This window comes from Chitinophaga sp. LS1 (assembly GCF_034274695.1).
In the GTDB taxonomy this organism is placed as follows: domain Bacteria; phylum Bacteroidota; class Bacteroidia; order Chitinophagales; family Chitinophagaceae; genus Chitinophaga.
The window spans coordinates 1,122,789-1,145,932 of record NZ_CP128362.1 but is presented as its reverse complement, the minus strand read 5'-3'; the positions used below and the strand labels follow the sequence as shown (position 1 = coordinate 1,145,932).

At 41.6% G+C, this 23,144-nt stretch carries 20 protein-coding genes and 2 tRNA genes; 16 read left to right on the top strand and 6 right to left on the bottom strand.

Annotation, left to right across the window (positions count from 1 at the left end):
* Positions 1-149 precede the first annotated feature (149 nt).
* A complete protein-coding gene (locus tag QQL36_RS04810; RefSeq protein ID WP_321569144.1) occupies positions 150-2,510 on the top strand; it encodes an outer membrane beta-barrel protein in 2,361 nt (786 codons plus the stop codon).
* Positions 2,511-2,781: 271 nt separating this feature from the next.
* On the opposite strand, the gene QQL36_RS04805 is transcribed toward QQL36_RS04810, so the two are convergent.
* The 3 genes from QQL36_RS04805 to QQL36_RS04795 all read right to left on the bottom strand — a co-directional run bounded on the left by QQL36_RS04805 (position 2,782) and on the right by QQL36_RS04795 (position 4,785).
* Positions 2,782-3,462 (bottom strand): pirin family protein, encoded by a 681-nt coding sequence (locus QQL36_RS04805; protein WP_321569143.1) that lies wholly within the window; start codon positions 3,460-3,462, stop codon positions 2,782-2,784.
* A complete protein-coding gene (locus QQL36_RS04800; protein WP_321569142.1) occupies positions 3,459-3,953 on the bottom strand; it encodes a hypothetical protein in 495 nt (164 codons plus the stop codon). The genes QQL36_RS04805 and QQL36_RS04800 overlap by 4 nt, the downstream gene beginning before the upstream one ends.
* 76 nt (positions 3,954-4,029) lie before the next feature.
* The gene (locus QQL36_RS04795; RefSeq protein WP_321569141.1) at positions 4,030-4,785 is read right to left on the bottom strand and encodes an intradiol ring-cleavage dioxygenase; all 756 of its coding nucleotides are present in this window, start codon (positions 4,783-4,785) and stop codon (positions 4,030-4,032) included.
* 599 nt (positions 4,786-5,384) lie between these two features.
* Between QQL36_RS04795 and QQL36_RS04790 the strand changes: the two genes are divergently transcribed.
* The 6 genes from QQL36_RS04790 (at position 5,385) to QQL36_RS04765 (ending at position 9,905) form a co-directional block, all read left to right on the top strand.
* Complete coding sequence (locus QQL36_RS04790) at positions 5,385-5,687, top strand: hypothetical protein (protein WP_083722588.1); 303 nt, start codon at positions 5,385-5,387, stop codon at positions 5,685-5,687.
* A gap of 18 nt (positions 5,688-5,705) precedes the next feature.
* Positions 5,706-6,176 carry a Dps family protein gene (locus QQL36_RS04785; protein WP_083722589.1) on the top strand — a complete coding sequence of 157 codons (471 nt, stop codon included), beginning with the start codon at positions 5,706-5,708 and terminating at the stop codon, positions 6,174-6,176.
* Positions 6,177-6,378: 202 nt separating this feature from the next.
* Entirely contained in the window at positions 6,379-6,735 is a 357-nt protein-coding gene (locus QQL36_RS04780) for a hypothetical protein (RefSeq protein WP_321569140.1), read from the top strand.
* A 44-nt stretch (positions 6,736-6,779) separates the two neighbouring features.
* Positions 6,780-7,622, top strand: a complete 843-nt coding sequence (locus QQL36_RS04775) for an NAD(P)-dependent oxidoreductase (protein WP_321569139.1) — start codon at positions 6,780-6,782, stop codon at positions 7,620-7,622.
* Positions 7,623-7,812: 190 nt separating this feature from the next.
* Positions 7,813-8,544 (top strand): hypothetical protein, encoded by a 732-nt coding sequence (locus QQL36_RS04770; RefSeq protein WP_321569138.1) that lies wholly within the window; start codon positions 7,813-7,815, stop codon positions 8,542-8,544.
* 116 nt (positions 8,545-8,660) lie between these two features.
* A complete protein-coding gene (locus QQL36_RS04765) occupies positions 8,661-9,905 on the top strand; it encodes a multidrug effflux MFS transporter (protein ID WP_321569137.1) in 1,245 nt (414 codons plus the stop codon).
* 443 nt (positions 9,906-10,348) lie between these two features.
* Here QQL36_RS04765 and QQL36_RS04760 read toward each other — a convergent pair whose 3' ends face one another.
* A complete protein-coding gene (locus tag QQL36_RS04760) occupies positions 10,349-12,841 on the bottom strand; it encodes a glycoside hydrolase family 2 TIM barrel-domain containing protein (RefSeq protein WP_321569136.1) in 2,493 nt (830 codons plus the stop codon).
* 314 nt (positions 12,842-13,155) lie between these two features.
* Here QQL36_RS04760 and QQL36_RS04755 point away from each other — a divergent pair.
* The 9 genes from QQL36_RS04755 to QQL36_RS04715 all read left to right on the top strand — a co-directional run bounded on the left by QQL36_RS04755 (position 13,156) and on the right by QQL36_RS04715 (position 20,321).
* Positions 13,156-13,230, top strand: a tRNA-Pro gene (locus tag QQL36_RS04755).
* Between the two features lie 154 nt (positions 13,231-13,384).
* Positions 13,385-15,478 (top strand): RecQ family ATP-dependent DNA helicase, encoded by a 2,094-nt coding sequence (locus tag QQL36_RS04750; protein ID WP_321569135.1) that lies wholly within the window; start codon positions 13,385-13,387, stop codon positions 15,476-15,478.
* A gap of 12 nt (positions 15,479-15,490) precedes the next feature.
* Positions 15,491-16,753, top strand: a complete 1,263-nt coding sequence (locus QQL36_RS04745) for a DNA-processing protein DprA (protein WP_321569134.1) — start codon at positions 15,491-15,493, stop codon at positions 16,751-16,753.
* 472 nt (positions 16,754-17,225) lie between these two features.
* A complete protein-coding gene (locus QQL36_RS04740) occupies positions 17,226-17,528 on the top strand; it encodes a hypothetical protein (RefSeq protein WP_321569133.1) in 303 nt (100 codons plus the stop codon).
* Positions 17,529-17,549: 21 nt separating this feature from the next.
* The gene (locus QQL36_RS04735; RefSeq protein WP_321569132.1) at positions 17,550-18,551 is read left to right on the top strand and encodes an ATP-binding protein; all 1,002 of its coding nucleotides are present in this window, start codon (positions 17,550-17,552) and stop codon (positions 18,549-18,551) included.
* Positions 18,541-18,822, top strand: a complete 282-nt coding sequence (locus QQL36_RS04730; protein ID WP_321569131.1) for an RloB domain-containing protein — start codon at positions 18,541-18,543, stop codon at positions 18,820-18,822. The genes QQL36_RS04735 and QQL36_RS04730 overlap by 11 nt, the downstream gene beginning before the upstream one ends.
* Positions 18,800-19,249 carry an RloB family protein gene (locus tag QQL36_RS04725; RefSeq protein WP_321569130.1) on the top strand — a complete coding sequence of 150 codons (450 nt, stop codon included), beginning with the start codon at positions 18,800-18,802 and terminating at the stop codon, positions 19,247-19,249. Before QQL36_RS04730 ends, QQL36_RS04725 begins: the two co-directional genes overlap by 23 nt.
* A 130-nt stretch (positions 19,250-19,379) precedes the next feature.
* A tRNA-Pro gene (locus QQL36_RS04720) sits at positions 19,380-19,454 on the top strand.
* Positions 19,455-19,964: 510 nt separating this feature from the next.
* The gene (locus QQL36_RS04715; RefSeq protein WP_321569129.1) at positions 19,965-20,321 is read left to right on the top strand and encodes a hypothetical protein; all 357 of its coding nucleotides are present in this window, start codon (positions 19,965-19,967) and stop codon (positions 20,319-20,321) included.
* Between the two features lie 510 nt (positions 20,322-20,831).
* Here the strand turns inward: QQL36_RS04715 and QQL36_RS04710 are convergent.
* A complete protein-coding gene (locus QQL36_RS04710; protein ID WP_321569128.1) occupies positions 20,832-21,707 on the bottom strand; it encodes a helix-turn-helix transcriptional regulator in 876 nt (291 codons plus the stop codon).
* Between the two features lie 152 nt (positions 21,708-21,859).
* On the bottom strand, positions 21,860-23,050 hold the full coding sequence (locus QQL36_RS04705; RefSeq protein ID WP_321569127.1) for a 4-hydroxybenzoate 3-monooxygenase: 1,191 nt from the start codon (positions 23,048-23,050) through the stop codon (positions 21,860-21,862).
* Between the last annotated feature and the right edge of the window lie 94 nt (positions 23,051-23,144).

Here is a 23,144-nt window from a genome sequence, read left to right as displayed (position 1 = left end):
TAATTATATGAAATAACACGGGAAAATGATCAAATGCACCTGGTTGTACATGAACGGGTGTGGGGTATTTCATCAATTATTTACAACGGGTGGTCATACGCTTTTTTCGGAGGAAAAGAATTTAGATTCTTTTGCTGAAAACAAGCATTATGAAACGCCTTTTTCTAATTTGCTATATCATCGCAATTTGCTCGCCTGCCCTGGCGCAGGTCAGTGGCAAACTACAGGATGTGCAGGGGGCGCCGGTTCCTTTTGCGAATGTCATCATACTGAAAGCTGCAGATAGCAGTATTTTTAAAGGAGCCGTCTCTGATGAACAGGGAGGTTTTCTGATCGCTCAAGTGCCAGCGGGACAATATGTGCTCAGGATAAATGCGATTGGGTACGAGGGTGTAAATTTACCCCTGGATGGACCCCGAAATGTAGGCGTACAGGTATTGCAGACTAACCGCCGGCAACTGGGGGAAGTGGTGATACGTGGTACGAAACCACTTTATCAGCAACAGGAACAGGGGATAGTAGTGAATGTAGAAAGCAGTATCCTCTCCAAAGGCAGTGCGGCATTGGAGGTGCTGGAACGTGCACCGGGTATTATCATCGATCATAGAAACAATAGTATTTCTATGAATGGAAAAAGTAGTGTGATGGTAATGCTGAATGGAAAGCTATTGCGTATGCCCATTACACAGGTAGTAGCCTTGCTGAGAGGAATGCGGGCGGACGATGTGGAAAAGATCGAGCTGCTCACTACACCGGGTGCAGGTTATGATGCAGAAGGTGATGGCGGCATTATCAATATTGTTTTAAAGAAGAACAGCAATGTCGGTTTGAATGGTAGTGTGAGCGCTACTGCGGGCTATGGCTGGGGAGAGAAAGCAGGTACGAGTGTACAACTGGGATATAATAAGTGGTATGGTTCCTACAGTTATAATCATAACAGGAGTAATGCGAATTGGCATGCGATCGGTACAGCTGTAGAACCTTTATATGGAGGGTTGACCTATTCTGATGTAACAGGTGTGATGCAGCCAGTGGAGAACAGTCATACCGCCAGAGTAGGTTTTGATTCCAAACATATGGGCGGTAGTTTGCTGTTTGGATATAGTCAAACGCATCTGCATAATATCAATACCGGCATGTTTAATGTATTGCCTGATTCTATCTTATACAATCATGTAGATGTCAATGAATACATGAAATGGAAGAATACGATTGCGGATTTCTATGTGGAAGGAAAGCACCTGAATGTAAGCCTGGATTACCTGCGCTATACAATGGATCGCCCCAGCAAAGCGGTGAATTCATTTGTAAATCTGAAAGGAGAAGAGATTGGGAATAACGATACCTTGTTTGCACCCATACAGGAAGGGTATGCACATACATTGATACAGGTAGGTGTGGTGAAACTGGATTATAAAGCGCAGCTCAGTGATAAATTGAAACTGGAAGCAGGTGTAAAAGGTAGTTATAACCGTACGGAAAGTGCATCGGGTATTAAAAGCCTGGTAGATGGTGAATATGTAACTGGTAAGGATGCAACGAATGATGGGGTGATGAGAGAAATAATCGGGGCGGGCTATGCGTCCCTAAAATGGCAGCTGGATTCTACGACTGCATTGACAGTGGGTAGCAGGTATGAATATGCCGATACGCGGTTGACAACTGTTCGTAAGATGGGAAAACTGTTTCCTTCCATTGCTTTTAATAAAACATTCCCGGGCGGACATGAATTGTTTATCACTTACAATAAGCGAATCACCCGGCCAGCTTATACAGATCTGGCTTCTTATAAATCTTATACAGGACCTAATTCTTATGAATCAGGCAATCCTTCATTGATACCTACTATCACGAATATTTTTAAAATAGGATACAATTATAAAGGCTATTCATTTTCGATCTTAGCCAGTAGAGATGATCATCCTATCGTACGCTGGCAGATGACAGAAACACCGGATAGTGCAGTGTTGATAGTGTCTTCACAAAATATGTTGTGGCAGAATAACCTGGTGTTTCAGGCAGGTATACCTGTGAAGGTGACAGATTGGTGGAGTATGAATTACAGTCTGCTGGCGGCCTACAGGCAATTTAAATTGGATTATACGCGAAAGCCGGCGCAGAAAGGATACTTTACGTGGAGTGTGAATTTCAGTGAACAATTTAAGTTTCAAAAAGGGTGGTCTGGTGAATTGTCTGGTTTTTACTGGGGGCCTTCTTATGATGGGTCTAAGAAGGTAGGTAGTTTTGGAGAAGTGAACGTAGGTGTGAAAAAAGAGATGGGCAAAGGTACTTTGCAGTTTGCGGTAGAGGATATATTTTCCAGTATGCATATTCCATTTGCTTTTGGTCAATTGACAGAGGAGGCGCATGATTTAAAATCGAAAGTGGTGTATAGTGCGGAGTCCAGTTATTTTCCGGTGATGAAACTGACCTATTTCAGGGCATTTGGTGGGACGAAACAAAGCCATAAGGAGGGCGGGGCAAAGGAAGAGCAGGAACGAATAAATTAGTAGCTTTGTCATACTATGACAGCGTATCAAACCTACCGTATATTCGAATAGCGTGAAGATGCGGTAGCAGTTTTTTTAGCGCCTTACTACTATCACAGCATTTGCTGATTCGCATCATCAGTCAATGATAAACAATATTTTATCTTAGTGAACATTCTTCTACTACTATAGGGTAGGAAATAGGTATGCGTAAACAAGACCTCCTTATAAAGACGGTAAATTGGAAGAGTGATGAAAATGCGGCCCCGGACTGATTACCCGGGGCTTTTTTTTACATAGCCACTTCCAGTAGCAGGATGATGGCATCACTCGACAACGCCTCCATTTCTATTGCATCTACATCCCACAAAGCAAGCCCATCGCCATTATGCAGCAGTCTGTACTGCACTTCAAAAGCCCCTTCTATATTAAATACGAATACCCCTTTGGCCTTATCTTTTAGTGGGTAGGTGGTTTCAGCCCTGCCATTGAATTTTCCGATAGACAAGGAATAGGTGTCATTATTGATGAGTGTGTGCAGCTGATCTTTATGGCTGAGGTCAAAAGTGGTCAATGTAGCTGACGTTGCTCTTGGGGCTTTGATCCATAATTGCAGGAACTTCACTAAGTCATTTTCGTACGGATTACGTACTTCGAATATAGTACCCCGTATGAGGTGTAGCACCTGTACTTGCCCCGCTTCCAGCAAACCATTATGTCCGTCATCAGTAGAGACGGTGATGGCGCCTACAATAGGTAGCAGTATAATGTCAGAAGCTGTTTCGATTTCCATACGAAAACCATTGCCACCAGCTAATACATCTTCATTCAGTACATAGAGTGCACCAAACGGTTGTTTGTGTTCATTGAAATACCTGCCGAAGTTGAATGTATTGTATGTACGGAACCAAGGCATTTCGTTGTAGCCGCGTTCATCGGACAGGTACATTTTTCCTTTTGATTGTGGTATCATGATTGAATAGAATAAATACTTAGGAATGGTTGCATAGAGAACATTTCTGTGAGTGTTTCACCATTATCCGGTTCGTTGTTAATAGTGACCAGCAGCTGATTGCTGATGGTGTCATGCCAGGTGAGCGGTTCAGAAATAAAGTTCACTGCTACCTGGTGTTTCTTTTTATCCGTGATGTCAGAGTTGACGATTTCGAACTTGAAAATTTTGAATGGTAAAAATGTTTTACCAATGTTGTTAGTGATATCAGGTACTCTGCCATTCAGTTGTTTGAGGTAGCCGATGATGGCAGGTGTAACGAGAAAATGGATCCTGTCTGCATTAGGAACATTATCGATGAGTTCAGCGAAGGTGTTGTACTTTTTTTCAGGATTGAATGTTTGTGCCTGCAGGAGGTATTCATACCAGGAGCCTTCGAAGAGCATTTGATCCCATGGTTTGGTATTCGATGCATCAATGAGTTTGCGATATATGAGGCGGATGGTCTTCATTGTTACTGTAGTTATAAGCGGAGGTATCCTTATTAAAAAGAGCGTGCATCTTTGGATACACGCTCATACGATGAATTTATGCAGCGACGTAGATGGTGTGTGTCAGTGTATAGCCGGCCGAGACACTACCAGTTACAGTAGCGAGTTCATTGGCAAGGGAGTCACTGAATATCGAGTCGGCAGTGTTGGATGTATCCTGCGTACCGTGTGCTTTGTAGTCAGTAGCAGTGGTGTACACCGTGTTACAAACATCAGCAGGGAACGCGATCTGAGTGATGAGCAGAGAAGTACCGCTGCTATTGTACACATGCACATGAATGTGTGGCGCTCTGCCTGAATACCAGCCTGGGAAGATACTGGTGAAAGTAACTAATCCGCTGGAGTCAGTAGTCTGACGTCCTCTCAGGAAGTGAGAAGAGGTATAGTCAACACTGGAATATCCACCACCGGGGTTTACTACATATTCAGAATAGTAGCCCACAGCGGTGCAATGCCATATATCTACCAGTGCACCGGAGAGTGCAGCACAACTGTTCTTTGTATTGGCGATGGTGATTTTTACAGTGAGTGGTACACCGGCTTGACTATCGACAATGTTACTTCTTACATAGGAAGATGGGGTTTTAGTAGGATATGGTCCTGCTGTTTCAGTAGCTGTGACAGTGCAGGATGTAGTTGTACTTCCAGTGTTGGTAGTGGTGCTGTCAGTGGTAGTACCGTCTGTGCTGGTAGTCGTATCTGTGTCTTTTCCGCAGGACGATACTGCCAGTGGGGCAACGGCTGCTAAACCTAAAGCAGCGAGGGTGTTTTTCAAGAAGATTTTTCTTTCCATGGCACGATGTTTAATTAAATATTTGTGTTGGTCGCTTTTGTAAATGTATCTACAATCGTGATTGGAAGCGAGTTTTGTCGGTAAAGGGTGGAATTGTTGAGGTAAATTAAAAGGTGCTTTTTACGTTAAAAAAAAGTAACCGGTTAAGATTAAACTTTCGGATTCTTAACTGGTCTAAGGGCGATTTTATATAAAATAAGTCTTTATAAATCGCAGTGCATTGTCTGAAAAAATGCGGGTAATGATTTCATGTGGTGAAATCTGATTATAAGTTTTGTAATGAGAGGTGAAAAATAAAGGAGGATTTATTGGCGGGGTGGTCACTAAAGGAAAGAATTTAGGTTGTACCCACGAAAAGTACAACAGATAATATGTTTTGTCAATTGACAGTAGCAGTTTAGGGAGTTAGCTTTGTTTCAATGGAAAAATGTTCATTCCTTCCTTTATTCATACAGTGGAGCTTGATTGCAATTGGCCGTTTCTGTCAAGGAGCGGCCTTCCGTGTTTGGACAAAAATGCTTAATATAGCATACTGTTTGAAGTTTCCCCTGTTCCTGCGGAAGAATGTGAATATGCTCACTTTGTTAAATATTTAATTTATGGAACACCAATTGCACTACGATACTGTTATCAATGCTATTGCCGCTTTGAAGAAAAAAGGCTTTACTGTTGATTTTAACATGGAAGACAATTACATCGTATCGTCAGAGGATAAGATTCATGTGGATGATTTCAGTATCGTGGATGTGTACAGGTATGAGGGTAATTCGGATCCGTCGGACGAGGCAGCGGTATATGCTATTGAGTGTAAAAATGGCCTGAAAGGTATACTTGTATCGGGTTATGGCCCATCGGCAGATACTTTGACAACAGAAATGCTACAGAAATTAAGGATTAAGTAAAATATAAACAATTTTGATATGAAAGCTAATATTGGAATCAGCGAAAAGAACACGCAAGCTGTTGCCCTTATCTTAAATCAATTACTGGCAGATGAACAGGTGTTATTTGCGAAGACCCGCAATTATCATTGGAACATCGAGAGCCCTAGTTTTATGGAGTTACATAAGTTGTATGAGAGACTGTACACTGAACTGGCGGAAACGATTGATGAGGTAGCGGAGCGTGTACGTAAGATTGGACATTATGCCGAAGGCCGTCTGGCAGATTATCTGAAACTGGCTAATCTGCAGGAAGGGGATTATACGAATGATCAGAATACCCAGATCAGGAATTTGCTGGATGACCATGAGACGCTTATTCGTGGCGTGCGTGCGCATATAGAGAAGGTGGAGGATGAGTATAAGGATACGGGTACTGCCGATTTCCTGACAGGTGTGTTGAAGGAGCATGAGGAGTGGGCATGGTTCCTGCGTTCTTATTTGAAATAAGTCAAATTAATTATGTTAAACGCTTTTGTCTTTTAGGGGCAAAAGCGTTTTTTTAATGCCCTCAAATTGTGGAAAATCTCCTCCACTGAGTTGTGTAATATTATCTTTATTTTATTGCATGTGTTTATATGGTGTTAATTTTGTATTTAAATTATGCTTGGTTTGAAAATTGAACTAATGCTATTTTTTATACATATGTACTATGATAGAGATTCAGCAGATAAATGAACGGATAGCGGCAGAACATTACAGTGATGCGAACAGTTGTTTCGAACTGCGTATGATGTTGATGGATGCGGCATCATTACTTACCGCGAAGCAAATCTCTAATCTTCGACAGGGCAGGGACCCTCACGTTTCCATGATCTTATTACAGGCATTCAGGAATATAAAACAATATTACTTTCTACTGGAAAAAACAATAGACATGGATCTGGCGTGTTATAACAAAACAAAAGATGCAGTAGTAGCTGAATTAGATAGTTTATGCCAACAGTTGAAAGGAAATGTATTCCAACTTCCTGAAGAAAATATCTCCGCTTTAAAAATTGCTCAGTAACTTAATGTCGCAAATTTTTGCGGCATTTTTATTAAACTGGAATTATGAAAATAGGATGGGCAGGACTCGGTAACATGGGTAAACCTATGGTGAAGAACCTGGTAAAAGCAGGATTTGATGTGACGGTGTATAACCGCACGGTAGCTAAGGCAAATGAATTTGCAAAGGAAACAGGTGTGAAGGTGGCTGCTACGCCGGCGGAACTTGTGAAGGATGTCGATTGTGTTATTACGATGGTATCGGATGATGCAGCGTTGAAGGAGATCTGGGATCAGTTGCTGGCGGCACCGTTACCTGATGGGTTACTGGCGATTGATATGAGTACAGTATCTCCGGATACGACGAAGGCAATGGCGGCTCGTGTCAGAGAGAAGGGGATTGCTTACCTGGATGCGCCTGTATCGGGGAGTGTAAAACCTGCGGAAGATCGTCAGTTGATAATATTGGTAGGAGGGAATGAGGCGGATTTTGAAAGGGCGAAACCGGTGTTTGATAGTTTGGGTAAGTCGGCTACGTTGTTGGGGGATAATGGTGCGGGGAACTATGCGAAACTGGCTATCAATGCGTTTCTGGGTATTACAGTGCAGGGATTGGCAGAGGCGGTGATATTTGCTCAAAAGCATGGTATAGGACCAGATAAGTTGTTACCATTAATAAATGAAGGTGGTGTAGGGAGTGGGATTACGAAGATAAAGACACCGGGGATTATTAATGGGAATTTTGCACCAGCGTTTGCATTGAAGTTGTTGGCAAAGGATATCAGGTTGGCGAGAGAGCAGGGAATGGATACGCCGGCAGGGGTGACATTGAATGAGGCGCTGGAGGGTGCGGTGAAGGAAGGATTGGGAGATGAGGATATGATTGCGATATTGAAGTATTTAGGATGATCTCTCTCATTGCCGGCTTTGAGGCTAAACCGGAATGCACCTGTTGATGTTTTGGATACAACAAATTTTCCTATGATATAAGGTTTTTTAAAGTGGAGGGGTTATGTAACTAATTAACCTACATATACATGTGGCGGGGTGAACAATATCCCTTTTGAGGATGTTAACTTTGACTAAATTACACCCCGACATGAAAACCTTACGCAATTTGATGCTGATCGCCCTATTGGCGGTAGCCTGTAAAACCACCCGGGATGGGTATGGTAGCAACGAGCCGTTGGACAAAGTTTATAACAGGTCCATTAACCAGGCGATGATCGCAGACACTACCAAAACAATCGACACACTGCAGACGATCACTGCAGGGAATCCTGTACTACAATGGAAGACGATTAACGGACAACAGTATGTGTTGATGGGTACTTTTATGAAGTATCCTAATAGCTTTCCTCCCGGAGATTCGATCAATAATAGTTGGGGAGAGATGTGGCTTTTCATTCCCAACCAGATGAAGTACAGGTTGGGAAGTACTTTTTCACCAACTTCTGATACATTGTTGCGTTTGAGCCAGATGCTGGGGTTACCGCCAGTGAATGGCAATAGGTATATCGCACAGGTATGGGTACCGGCGGGTAAGTTGTATAGACCTGCGGGTAATCCGGATGTGACGACGACACATGCGGGTCCGGTATTGTCAGCGGGAGTGTCGGAGGAGTATAAGGCGTGGTTTAACGGGTATATTATTTCATCTTATTTTCAGCCGCTGGCGCCAGGTGGCGCGCATTATCCATGGACGAGGATGGGATATACGTATGATTGGAATCCGAGAGTGAATAGAGTGGGGGTGAGTGAGTTTGTGTTGCCGAAGGGGTGTGGGATATGGGTGGAGAAGATGACGACGGCGGGTGGGTTTTTTAAGTAAGAGAGAGTTCATCCCCTATAGATATTTCCCTTTTTTTACCGAAAAAAGCTTTTGCCATCATGGGAAAAGCTTTTTTTCGCTGAAAGCAGGTTAATTTCGTGATTTAATCACGAGCTATGCAAACATCGGAATCCTCGTCGCGCGGGAAATCCCTTCTTATTTTTATTTTAGGATCACTGACAGCATTAGGACCATTCTCTATTGACATGTATCTTCCAGGCTTTGACTCCATTGCAAAAGACCTGGGGGTGACTACAGCCGAAGTCGGCCTTTCCTTATCCAGTTATTTTATCGGTATCTCTGCCGGACAGTTATTATACGGACCACTGTTAGACCGTTTTGGTCGGAAGAAACCGCTTTACTTTGGGCTTTGTCTTTACATCTTAGCATCTGCGGGTTGTACATTGGTGCATAGCTTGCAGGGGTTGGTGATATTACGTTTCTTCCAGGCTATTGGTAGTTGTGCGGCGGCGGTAGCTGCTATTACGATGGTGAGGGATTTGTTTCCGGTGGAGCAGAATGCGAGGGTATTTGCATTGTTGATGTTAGTGGTAGGAGCTTCTCCTATGATTGCGCCTACAGTAGGTGGTTATGTTACGTTGGCTTTGGGGTGGCATGCGGTGTTTATAATATTAGGTGGATTGGGGCTGTTGATATTACTGGCGAGTATATTTTTATTGCCGGAGAGTTATGAGCCGGATGTGAATATGTCTTTAAAGCCGGGGCCGATAATTAGTAATTTCCTGGCGGTGATAAAGGAGCCGCAGTTTTATACTTATACCTTGTCGGGTTCATTTGCATTTGCGGGATTGTTCGCCTATGTATCGGGTTCGCCGGTGGTGTTCATGGAGATCTTTCATCTGGATAAGACGGTGTATGGCTGGATCTTTGCGGGGTTATCGGTGGGATTGATTGGGTCTAGTCAGGTGAACAGTTGGGTGTTGCGTCGTTATAGAAGTGATCAGGTGGTAAAGGTGGCGGTGATTGCGCAGGCATTGACGGGGATATTATTTTTGGTGGGAGAATATCAGGGGTGGTATCAGTTACCGCAGGTGATAGGGTTGTTATTTATATTTTTGAGTTGTGTGGGTTTTGCAAATCCTAATACGTCGGCATTGTCTATAGCGCCTTTTAAGAAGCATGCGGGTAGTGCGGCGGCGTTGATGGGGGCTACGCAGATGGGAATAGGTGCGTTGGCATCAGTGGGGGTGAGTTTGTTTGATAGTCATACGGCGTTGCCGATGGTGATGATAATGGCAGGTACGGCGGTGATGTCTGTGGTGGTGTTGGTGATAGGGCGCAGGCAGATTAAGCATCCGATTGTGATGCATGAGGGGGATGATGCGATAGTGATACATTAGGGGGTAGGCATTCAATTCTATGCGCTATGCATTAGATCAATTACTAATTGCCTTATTGCTAAGCTGATAAGATTTAGGTTATGGTATGGGATCAATTACTAATTGCCTTATTGCTTAGTTGATAAGATTTAGGTTATGGTATAGGATCAATTACTAATTGCCTTATTGCTTAGTTGATAAGATTTAGGTTATGGTATGGGATCAATTACTGATTGGCTTATTGCTTAGCTGATAAGATTTAGGTTATAGTATAGATCAATTACTGATTGGCTTATTGCTAAGCTGATAAGATTTAGGTTATGTTATTGGATCAATTACTAATTGGCTTATTGCTTAGTTGATAAGATTTAGGTTATGGTATGGGATCAATTACTAATTGCCGGATCGACTATCTGGTAAGCTATAAATTAGCATTCTCGATTGTTTTCAATTTTTACTTTATTTTATTTTACTCTAACGGTGATATATCCTGTTTTCAGCTTATCACCGGTTACTTCTACTTTAATCTTTCCAGCATGGCCGGTATTCCGCAGGATAATCAATCCTTTCCCCCTAAAGGTGGTAAGTGTTGGCTGCTGGAAACTGGCCATTCTATTTGGACATCCACTCCCCGCTCCTGCAAGCACAGCCGGGCCTGAGATCCTGATATTTAATTTCAGGTCGGCATAAGGCACTACATTCCCTTCAGCATCCATTACTGCTACATTGACATAGGAAAGAGATTCAGCGTCTGCCTGAATGGTAGTTGTATCAGCATGTAAAGCAATGGCCGCAGGTTCGGAGGTCGATACGAGGTATCTCACTCCTATCGGTTTTTTATTTCTATCCAGTGCATTGGCTACGATGGTTCCTGGTTTCACCAGTACATCGAAAGTAGCTGTCAGGTCAGTAGCCGTTTCTTTAGTCGCCAGCACCTCTCCGTTTTGCTCAAATTTTACATATTTGGCACGGGTAAAGACTCTCACCTTCAAAGGTTTTCTCAGGTGTTTAGGATATGACCAGCGAGGGAGTTCATCCGGCCATCCCCAGAAACTGGTTTTTTCATTGGTTGTATCTGGTGAGTGTACAAGTATTTCGATGGGGCTCCTTCTCCATACTACATCTCTATAATAAGATTGTGGTTTTTTCTCGCCTGTAATATCGAGGTCGCCGCACCATGCATTGAACCATGGCCAGGTGAGGCGTGCGCTGTCCTTATCACTGTGAATGGTGTGTCCGATACCGGCTTCTCCAAGGTAATCCATGCCAGCCCAGGCAAAGTCACCGATGATCCAGTTTAGCCCTTCTACATGATTCCAGGCATTTTGTAAATCCTGAACGGTGCTTTCAGTGCCCACCATGATACGGTTGGGTACTCTCTTTTTATCGAGGTAATAATTGCCCCACAGGTAGTTGTATCCAGCCACATCCAGGAGAGCGAGGGGCGCATCTGCGTCTTCCCATTTGAGGGACCCACGGCCAAAATTGTTGAAAGCGGCGGTAATGAGACGGGTAGTATCGAGTGATTTGATGGTAGCGCTGAGTTCTTTGGTAAGAAGGATGCCTCTGAACTCTGCTCTTTCAGAGATTTCATTACCAATGCTCCACATAATGATGGAGGGGTGGTTTCGGTCGCGACGAATCATGGATTCGAGGTCTTTAGTATGATAATCGCGGAAGTAACGGGAGTAGTCGGAAGGTGTTTTTTCATCTTCCCAGGTATCGAAGGCTTCGTCGATGACGAGCATACCGAGGCTGTCACAAACTTCCAGGAATTTGGGAGAGGGCGGATTATGGCTGGTACGGATGGCGTTGAAACCATTTTCTTTCAACAGCACGATTTTCCTTTCTTCGGCACGATCAAAGGCGGCGGCACCGAGGAGGCCATTGTCGTGGTGGATGTTGGCACCTCTGAGGAGGGTGCGGGTACCATTGATTAAAAGGCCGATTTTAGGGTCAATTTTGACTTCTCTTATGCCGGTTGGAATAATTACTTTATCGAGGGTAATATTGTCTTTTTGGAGGGTTATTTCGGTTTTATAGCGATAAGGGCGGTCTGGTGACCAAAGTTGTGGATTGTTGATGGTGATGGTGTTTGTATTTGACTCCGCTACGACGGTGTTGGTGGTGTCGAGGAGGCGGAGGTGAAGGTGGGTACCTTCGGGGAGGGTGGTATTGACGTGGATGCTGGCTTGGAAGGTAGGATCGGTGGTGGGGAAAATAAGGTTGGCGTCTTGACCTGTAGTCTTTGTGGAGTAGGAAGAAGTAGTGGTATTTTGAACCGTGGTTTTTGCAGTCTGGATAGAGGAATTGGAATCTTGAATTGTGTTTTTTATGTCCTCGATCGCATCTTGTTTTGTGGTGATAGCGATGTTTTCCACGTCCAGGTGTTGCGCTGGCAAATTGACCAGGTATACATGGCGGTAGATGCCTGAGCCTGTGTACCAGCGGGAGTTGAGTCCTTCGTTTTTAACTTTTACCTCGATGGTATTGACTTTTCCTGCTGGGGAGAGGTAGGGAGTCAGGTCGTAGGTAAAGGGAGTATAGCCATAATGGTGATTGCCGAGGAGGTGGCCATTGATCCATACGTCGCTGTTCATGTAAACGCCGTCGAAGCGGATGTGGAGCAGGTGGTCATTTAGTTCTGGAAGGGTAAAAGATTTCCTGTACCAGGCGGTGCCGCCTACGGTGTAGGCGCCTTGTTCCTTATTGGGGCTGTATTTGTAGAAAGGCCCTATGATGGTGGAGTCGTTTTGATTAGGGAGGTCTTCGATGCTCCAGTCGTGAGGCAGCTGGACGGTCTTTTTTAGGGAGTCCTTTTGGAAGAGCCAGTTATTGTCGAAGCGGATTTCTCTTTGGGTAAGGCGGATGGCTTCCGGTTTTTGACCAAAGGTGAAGGTGGCTGTCAGGAGACAGGTGAATAGGAATAGGTGGCGGAGGAATAGTTTGGCATTCATTTTTTCACAGGATTGGGGTAAAAATATAAAAAATTGGGGAAAGGTTTTAATCGAAGAAGCAGCGAACTAGCGGCGAACTAGCAGCGAAGAACGAGTATAGAAAGAGTATAGAACGAGTATACAAAGAGTATAGAATGAGTATAGGAGATTCGAACAAACAGTATAGAAAACCCGGGAAAAATGGGGGTGAAAAATAGGTGGCGGAAAGTTTTTCACAAGATTTTTTAAAAAATATTTGGAATGAATTGAACAAATCCTATCTTTGCATCCCCAACGACGAAGAATGGTAGTGAGGAAAGGGAAAAAAGGGATCACGGGGCGTAGCGTAGTCCGGTTATCGCGCCTGCTTTGGGAGCAGGAGGTCGCAAGTTCGAATCTTGCCGCCCCGACAAAATACCGGAAAAAGGAGATCAGGAAACTGATCTCCTTTTTGTTTTAATGTTTGTTTTAACGCTCTTAGCTATGTATCTGGTCTTGTTGGGTTTGGTTATCTAAATAAGTATATTTGGATAATTAGAATTGTAATTGTTTTATACTCCACATATGAATAAACTTTCATCCCTACAATTATTGAGAACCTCTTTGGGTGATCCTACTGCGGAATTTAGAAACAACCAATGGGAGGCAATTGACCTGTTAGTTAATCATGGTAATAAACTGCTTATAGTAGAAAGAACCGGGTGGGGAAAAAGTTCGGTTTATTTTATAAGCACCCGGATACTCAGAGATCAGGGTAAAGGGCCAACAATAATTATTTCTCCATTACTTGCTTTAATGCGTAATCAAATCGAGTCTGCAGCAAGATTAGGAATTAAAGCAGTAACGATAAATTCCACTAATCCTAATGATTGGGATAATATTAAGCGTCAGGTTTTAAGTGATGATGTTGATGCATTGTTGATCTCTCCTGAAAGGCTGGCTAATGAGGGCTTTGTAGAGAATTTTCTGACTGAGGTTGCAAGCCGGGTAGGTTTGTTCGTAGTAGATGAAGCCCATTGTATCTCTGACTGGGGGCATGACTTTAGGACTGATTACAGGAGGATTACCAGTATTTTACAATTAATGCCTGTCGGCTTACCCATCCTGGCAACGACTGCTACTGCAAATAATAGGGTTGTTCAGGATATCGTTTCTCAGTTAGGAGGTATTAACATTATCAGAGGATCGTTAGTAAGAGAAAGCCTTGTACTTCAAAATATTAAAATGAAAGACCAGGCCGTAAGGCTTGCCTGGTTGAAGGAAAATATTCCCACTCTGGATGGTAGTGGGATAATATATACGCTTACTAAGCGAGATGCTATGCAGGTATCAGAGTTTCTAAATGAAGCTGGTATTGAAACTGCTGCATATTTTTCTGGTGTTGAAAATGATGGTTTTGAGGATTCCGATGCATATAGGCAACATCTTGAAGATTTGTTGTATAGTAGTGAAATTAAGGTTTTAGTTGCCACCACTGCACTTGGAATGGGGTATGATAAGCCAGATCTGGGATTTGTTATTCATTACCAGGCTCCGGGATCAATAATTTCTTATTATCAACAGGTTGGTAGAGCAGGAAGGGCGATTAAGAAGGCCTATGGTATTTTACTTTCAGGAGAAGAGGATAACGAAATTCATGAACATTTTATGGCTTCAGCTTTTCCTGCTGAGGATCGGATAAATCTGATATTAGATGAGATTGCTAAAAATAATGGATTATCAGTTAATGATTTATTTGGTAGAATTAACTTAAGTAAAGGACAAATAGAGCAGGTATTGAAATATGTTAATGTTGAAGTTCCTTCTCCTGTTATTAAAACCGGAACGAAATGGTTTAGAACGCCTGCGCCATATAAATTGGATAAGGAAAAAATTGCCAGACTTACCTTACAGAAAAGAAAAGAGTGGAATGAGGTAGAACGCTATATAGATTATGGGGATTGTTTAATGAATTATTTACAAACGTCATTGGATGATACTGTTATCAAACGTTGTGGTAAATGTAGCAGATGCCTGGGAAAGGCAATTTTCCCGGAAACAGCATCCCATGAAAATATTATAACAGCTTCGTTATTTTTAAAACATTCAGAATTTGATATTAAACCTCGTAAGCAAATTGCTGTCGGCGCTTTACCTACTTATGGATGGAGAGGGAACTTACCAACGCATTTATTAGCAGAGGTCGGAAAAGTGTTGTCGAGATGGGAGGATGCTGGTTGGGGGAAAATTGTAGCCGCCGATAAGCACAATGGCCATTTTAGAGAAGAATTAGTAGACGCTATTGTGGAGATGATCACTCAACGATGGGAGCTAACATTTTACCCTACCTGGGTTACATGTGTACCATCTACCAAACACCCTGAGCTGATTCCCGATTTCGCAAAACGTTTAGCGGAGAAGTTGAAACTACCTTTTTACCCGGTTGTAGAGAAAATCAGAGAAACTGGTGTTCAGAAAGAGCAACAAAATAGTTACTTTCAATGCCATAATCTGGATGGAGCATTCCAGATTAATAAGAATATATTAGACGGACCGGTTTTTTTGATAGATGATGCAATTGATTCAGGATGGACTTTTACAATTATAGCAGCTTTATTACGCAATGCAGGTAGTGGTCCCGTCTATCCTTTGGCACTTACATCTACTACTGTAAGTTAAAAATATAATATAATGAGTGAAAGAACAAAAGCAATATTATTATTTACATGTTATTTCGCAAAAGAGCTTGATAAGCTGAATAAACCTTTATCACTCACAGAATGGAATAGGTTGGTTAGATGGATGCAAACAAAAAATTTGAATCCGGAAGATTTTTTAACTACAAATGTTGTTTCACTTTTTGGAGAATGGAATGACCAGAATATTAGCAAAAGCCGTTTAATAGGATTATTGGAAAGAAAGGCTGCATTAGCTATAACTTTAGAGAAATGGCAAAGGGCTGGAATTTGGATTATCAGTAGAGGAGATGCTTTATATCCAGAGTCATTCAGGAAAAAATTAAAGGACTTAGCGCCAAATATTCTTTTTGGAGTAGGAAATCCGCAGTTGTTAAAAGAAAAATATATTGGAGTTGTAGGATCCCGTAATGTAAGTGATTCTGATATAAATTTAACACATAAAATTGGCCAGGATATTTCTTCGGAAAAATTTGGTGTTGTATCTGGTGGTGCAAAAGGTGTTGATGAGGCTGCGATGATTGGTTCACTTTCTGGAGGAGGAAGTTGCGTAGGTATTTTAGCTGATTCTTTAATAAAGAAGTCTACGAGTTCTGAATATAGAAATTATATAAGTAGTAATAAACTTGTTCTGATATCTCCGTATAATCCTGAAGCTAGTTTCAATGCAGGAAATGCTATGGGGCGGAACAAGTTAATTTATGCGATGTCAGAGGCTACAGTGGTAATAAAATCTGATATAAAAGGAGGTACATGGGAAGGCGCAAAGGAAAATCTTAAGAATAAATGGGCTCCGGTTTGGGTTTATCCTTCTGCCGAAAAAGGTAATCAGGAGATTGTAAAACTTGGAGGTAGGTGGATACCTGAGGGCGATAGTATTGTAATTGCGGATTTGGTTCAGACCTGCCAGCCTAAAGATGAGCTTACTTTATTTTCAGGAGAAGCAAATGAAACAAGTAGAATTTCGGCAGATAAAAAGACATTTTCAGTTGAGAGCGCTAATTCTGAATTAGCTAAAGAAACTATGCAAATAAAATTAACTGATTTAGATTTCTTTAAATTATTTATAGCTCTTTGGTTTAATAATTTTAAAAATAAGCCAGTTGCTAAAACTGAAATTGTAGATACATTACACCTAACCCCCAAACAGGTTGACGCATGGATAGAAATAGCAATTAAAGAAGCTGCAGTAGTAAGGATAAAGGAATCAATAGGGTATGTTTGGTGTTTGTCTAAAAATGTGGAGATAGTTCCTTAGGATTTGCATTAGTTTTCTGAAATAATACGTTATTATATAAAGTTATCAGGTTAAGTAAATCATTGATAAAATTGTTTGAAAAGTGTCGGGTCACCCCGACAAAAGACCGGAAAAAGGAGATCGGGAAACTGATCTCCTTTTTCCGGTCTTTTGGTATAGTTTGTTACCATCTACAGGCATCGAAAAAATCAGCACATAATAATTTATCAATTACAGGGGCCAAAGCCATTAGGTTATTTGTTATTACTTCGGCATAATCTGATAATTTTTAAAGATTGAACTGTTAACCAGCATTTCCTCATTTGCTATTTCAAATTCTGTATTGTTAAGAATGAAAGAACGTTTCATTTAAATCAATTTATTCTCGACTCTTGAGAATAAGGGTGAGAGGTAGTTGGTTAAAAAAGTAGCTTTCCAAGACCTAAAAACCATCATTTGTGATTTTTCACAAATAAACAAGGTAGATTTTTTTATGTTTATAGAATTTCACTTTGGGAATTTCCGGTCTTTCAGAGATCTTCAAAAATTTAGCCTTGAAGCCACCCCATTGCGTAGTAATGATAGTGGATTAGAAGAAGGGCATGTTTTTGAGGAGCAGTCATTACGACTATTGAAATCGAAGGCGATTTTTGGGAGTAATGCCAGTGGAAAGAGTAATCTTGCCAAAGCAATGGCTGCTTTTTGTTTTATGGTTAGCAGATCGGTTGCTGTAGAAGGTATTCCAAAGGGTTTATGGAATGATCGTTTTCAGCTACTTTCAAACTGGGATGACTAACCTGTATTTTTCCAATATATCATGTTGCACAAAAGTATAGTTTACCGCTACGGTTTTCAAATTTTGAGTGGTAAGGTAACCTATGAGTGGCTGTATTCAGGAACAGGCGAGCATCAGGCAGAAATATTTATGCGAACTCCTGAACGCATGAATATCAATGAAAAGGAATTGCCTGCCATGGATAATTTTATTAAGCAGGCCCAAAGTGGAGATAGTGAGCTTTTTCGAACTGATTCTCTTTTTCTGACCGCAGCTGCGCTTTCGGGAAATAAATTTTTAGGTGGCATTCGGGATGATATACGTAGAATTATGGCAGTTGATGGAGTTTATGATGACTCTGCATTAAAATATGCGATGACTGCCATGGTTGAAGGTGACGAGCAGCAGAAGGAAGCCATTAAAAGTCTGTTAAGGGCTGCAGATACTGGGATTGAAGATTTGGAAATAGCTGAATTACCAGAACATTTAGTTGAATTGGAAATGAAAAAGGAAATCAGCACTTCCATGGACGGCAATAAAAGAAAGCCGGTCAGTCTTTTTTCTGTTCATTCCAAATTTAACGAAGAAGGAGAGGTTGTTGATAAGATTATCGTTCCTTTTGGGGAATGGGAATCTGAAGGAACTGCGAAACTATTTAGTGTTGGGGCACTTATATTAGAAGCTCTATGGGAGGGAAGAATCATTATTATAGACGAGTTTGACGCGCGCTTTCATCCTAATCTGACTTTAAAGATTGTTGAGCTTTTTAATAATTCTGAAACTAATCCCAGGCATGCACAATTAATTTTTGTAACTCATGATGCAAGTCTGCTAAAACGGGCAAAGCTGAGGAGGGATCAAATTTGTTTTGTAAATAAAGATAAGTATGGTATTAGTACTTTAACTAATCTAATAGAATATAAAGGGGTTAGAAAAGATGCCTCTTATGATAAAGAATACTTGAACGGTTCTTATTCTGCTATACCTTATCTGGACAAAATTGATTGGGTAGTTAAGCATAAATCTGATCAGGATGGGATATAATAAACCCAGTAAGGCCCGGGTTAATGAGGCATATCTTCGTTCAATTAATTTTATCGGGGGCAATGCTTATAAAGAGGAGCAAATTGATAAAAACAAAACATTTCTGATCATTTGTGAAGGGGAGAATACTGAGCCATTTTACTTTCAAAGCTTTCCTGTTCCTTCTAAAACTGTTTTAATAATTGGAGGGAAGAATACCAAAAATTCCCTTGTAGATTATGCATTAAAAATGCAACAAGAGGAAGAACATGCAGGACGCGAGATTTGGTGAGTTTTTGATTATGATGTTAAACCAGACGAAGCTTCAACTCAGCCGAACGATTAACGATTTCAATGGCTCGATTAAAAGAGCGCAGGATAATGGTCAGAAAGTGGCATGGTCAAATGATGCTTTTGAACTCTGGTTTGCACTTCATTATGTTGAGCTTAACGCGAATGTAAACCGACGGGATTTATATACAATTCTAAAAGATAGATGGGAACTGGATAGCTTTCATAATGAGGCAAAGGCAATAGCTTTTTGTAAAGGACATTATGATCGACATCAAGGATTAAATGGGGCTTCACAGCATCTTGCTATTCGTCGTGCCAGACGTCTTCATGAAGCTTATCGGGGGGATCGGAATTACTCAGACCAATGCCCATGCACCACGGTTTACCTGTTAGTGGAAGAATTAAACAAGTATTTGAAGGGATAAACTCCGGGATATGTGTTGTCATAAATGACCATTTTAGGTGGTCAGGTACATTTTTTTGAAAAAAAGTTTAGCAACTTGAAAAAAGGTTATTATTTTTGCACTCCCAACTACGAAAAATAGTGAGTGGAAACGGGGCGTAGCGTAGTCCGGTTATCGCGCCTGCTTTGGGAGCAGGAGGTCGCAAGTTCGAATCTTGCCGCCCCGACTGGAAAAAGAGAACCCGCTCTCAGAGCGGGTTCTCTTTTTTAGTGCGCCAGGCATGGCGATCTGCTATAGAGCGTAAGTCCCGAACCCACTTTGCAGTAGGAAGGGTTAGCCAAGAGCAAGGTTGTCGTGGGCGACTGCGAATCTGAAGGAAACTGGCGGCAAATATGGGAACCTACGCACAGGATCATCCTTATCCCAACCTTCACAAAATAATCAAGTGCCAGATGATAAGGTGCTAACAAACTTTCTACCGAATTCCCCATAGAATACTTCAGACTCAATATCCTGCTATGTTTTATAGCTATAGACTAATAATCAAACGATTTGCCTGGCGTAGGTGAATCCGCAATGATCTGCTCAAAGCATGCCACTTCTTTCGAGAGTTTTCAATGGTGATCACTGTTGGAGATGCGTGTATTACAGAGGGGATGAGGTGTGCGTTAATGGGAAGAAATTTTTGAAGAAATCAACTACGGTTTTAATAACTTAAAGTTCTAATTGATATTATATGATGAAATATTTGACCCTTTTAGCATTGTTCCCACTTTATCAGTTTGGCATATTAGGAACTTATGTCGGGAAAGCAGGAAATAGAGGCATGGATGGAGATTGGAAGGAATGGAAATTAACCTTAAATGATAATGGTAAATTTGAATGTAAGGTTGAGGGGTTTTATAGAATGAATAATTATAACCATACAATATTTGGTAGTTGGACCTTAAGTACTGATACATTGACGTTGAAATCATTTGATTATCCTTTTATTCTGAATTTTGTTGTAATAGCGAATAAGTTGGTACCGATATCAAAAGATTCACTTAGTAATGGAAGTGGATATAAGATAGATACGTTGGTTAGAAAATAATAGAATGCCTCCTTACCTAAAATGCTGTCGGGCTTCTTCTAGAGTCATATCTTCAATAGCACCGTTAATAGCGAAACCCCAACGTGTTAATTATGATATTAAAGTCAATTATTTATTTCGAACTATTATGCTATTCTTGAACAAAATTGTTCAATTATGCTCAAATCTGCTCCGAATAAGTTCGAAAAGTGTCGGGTCACCCCGACTTAGATAAAAATGGGTAGAATTAGGTAAGTTTATACCAGATTCTACCCATTTTATGTTTGATTTATTCTGAAATCAGTTGGAAGATTACTATTGCGCATTTAAAATTCTAGTTTCAAAAGGCAGAATTACCTTGCATGCACAAAATATACCTGAAAGTAAAAGCGATTTCCATTGAGGAACCAGATGTAATCTGAATACGGACGTTTCATAACGTGTGATAAGGTAGAAATCGAATTTTACCTTTCCCCCAAACAGAATCTATCCCCCACCCCCCCCCCTCAAAAATCAATACCAAACCGAATATTATAAATGAACAGATGTTTCGCTTGTTTTTCTGAATGCTCCCGGAGAAACTCCGACTACCTTACGGAATAAACGGTTGAAATATTTATCATCTTCAAAACCCAGCGTGCCTGCAATTTCCTTTATCGAAAGATCGGAATGGTATAATAACCGCCTGGCTTCACGCATCAATTCATGGTGTATATAATAAGTAACCGAAAACCCTGTAACAGATCTGACAGTATCATTCAGGTATGTTGCCGTGATATTCATTTTGGCCGCATAGGCTGATGGCTTTTTCATTGATCTGAAATGATGACGTAGTATTTGCCTGAAAGTTTTTGTAATCTCTATACTGCGTGCGGAATGCCTGATAAGGTTGAACCGTTCCATAGACAAGTAAGCCGATGCGACCTGATAAACGAACGCAGTCACCATAGACTGTGTGATCGTTTGTCGAAACAGTTGAGCTGAGTTATTATAAATTGAATATAAATGCTCAATGAACGAGGATAAACCGGTCGATTGTTCCGAAGATATCGGAACATGCATAACTTCTGACAAGCACTGATCTAATATGCTTTTTAGCTGTTCATCCAGTATGGAAGGATCAAAAGCCAAAAACCAGCCATGCTCCATTTGTGCATAAACAATCCGATGGATCTGTCCGGGATAGGAAAGAAAAAGGGTATGGTCGGTTAAATGAATTTTTTCAAAGTCAATCTCTAATTCTATTTTCCCTTTCTCCAACAATACACAATAATAGAAATCATGTCGGTGAGGTTCGGATTTTTCGTATGCCGGACGATCTAACCTATTCACATGCATCGGCTTTATATAAACGCCGGAAAACCAATCATCCATGCGGTGAACTGGTATCCCTTCTTTTTTACCCATATCAATTATTGTTAATTCATTAGCAGGCACTAGGAAAAAATAGGATCACCAGAAAATCATAGCTATAATATTGCAAATAACATTAAAAGGTGGACAAATTGTGTCTCACCATTTAATGTTTTTATCAAAATATCAATATTTGCTTTTCAGCCTCAGTTCATTCCCCGCTGGTATTCGCTGTGTATACGAGCTGCCGTATCAGATTTAAACAAGTTATCCAGGCGTGCCCGGGCGGTCATCTGGCGGAAGGTACCATTCAGCGTAAGGTCTCCGGCATCATGCATGGTATCAGCCATCCAGACAGCGAAATCCTGATAGTTCCAGATATGAGGAAGGCAGGTTTCGGAATAGTTTTGTAATGCCGATGTGTTATGGTCTTTTACAGCTTGCAGTAGCGCTTTGGACAGAATATCTACGTCGAAAAGAGCGAGATTCATTCCTTTAGCACTTACGGGAGGCACAAGATGCGCAGCATCTCCTACAAGAAATAAATTCCGGTATTGCATTGGTGAATGGACCACAGACCGTAGCGGAATGAAATCTTTATTGTGTACTACAGCATTCTCTATCGTACTATCATTCAGTCGCAAACGAATTTCATCCCAAATCCGTTGATCCGACCAGTCCTCAGGTCCGTCACTCAGCGCACATTGCAGGTAATACCGGCTTCTTTGAGGGCCTCTTGGAAGCTGGGCTACAAAGCCATGATCGCTGACACCCATGATCGGATGCCCTATAACAGGCGCTTCAACAAGCGCAGCCAGCCATGCATATCCGAACTCATGACTGTATGTGGTCAATATACCATCCGGAATTGATAGTCGGCTCATACCGCGGTCAGCATCGCATCCCACAATGTAGGTGCAGACAAGTTGATGCCGACCTTCTGCATCGAAATAAGTGATCTGCGGACGTTCGCTTTCTTCGTTATGGATCGTTATGTCGTTTACGTTCCAACGGATGTCGCCTTCCATCACATCGATCAGTTCCTTTAACAGGTTTCCCACGAGCATCTGTTGGGTACAGAACCGGCTTTGAATGCCGTCATCTGCTATGGCATCAAATACACGGCTGATGCCATTGAGTCGATAATCAATAGTCTGGGCCACAGGTCCGCTAAGCAACTTGTCTACCAATCCCCATTGTTCAAACATGCGCACCGCACGCGCATCAACAACACCTGCGCGCTGCCTTGTTTCAATGTAGGCGCGATCGCGCCGCTCCAAAATAATGCAGGGGACACCGGATTTTTGTAAGAAAGTTGCCAACGTTAGCCCGGATACTCCGGCGCCGATGATGGCAACTGTGGTTTCTTCAATCTTGTTATTTTGTTCAGCCTTCATATAATTTCCACTTTGAATTTTTTAGAATCCACTTCATTAGTGGCTTCTGTTTTAATTACTACAAAGGTCGCTGAACAGAATATGTGATTGGTTA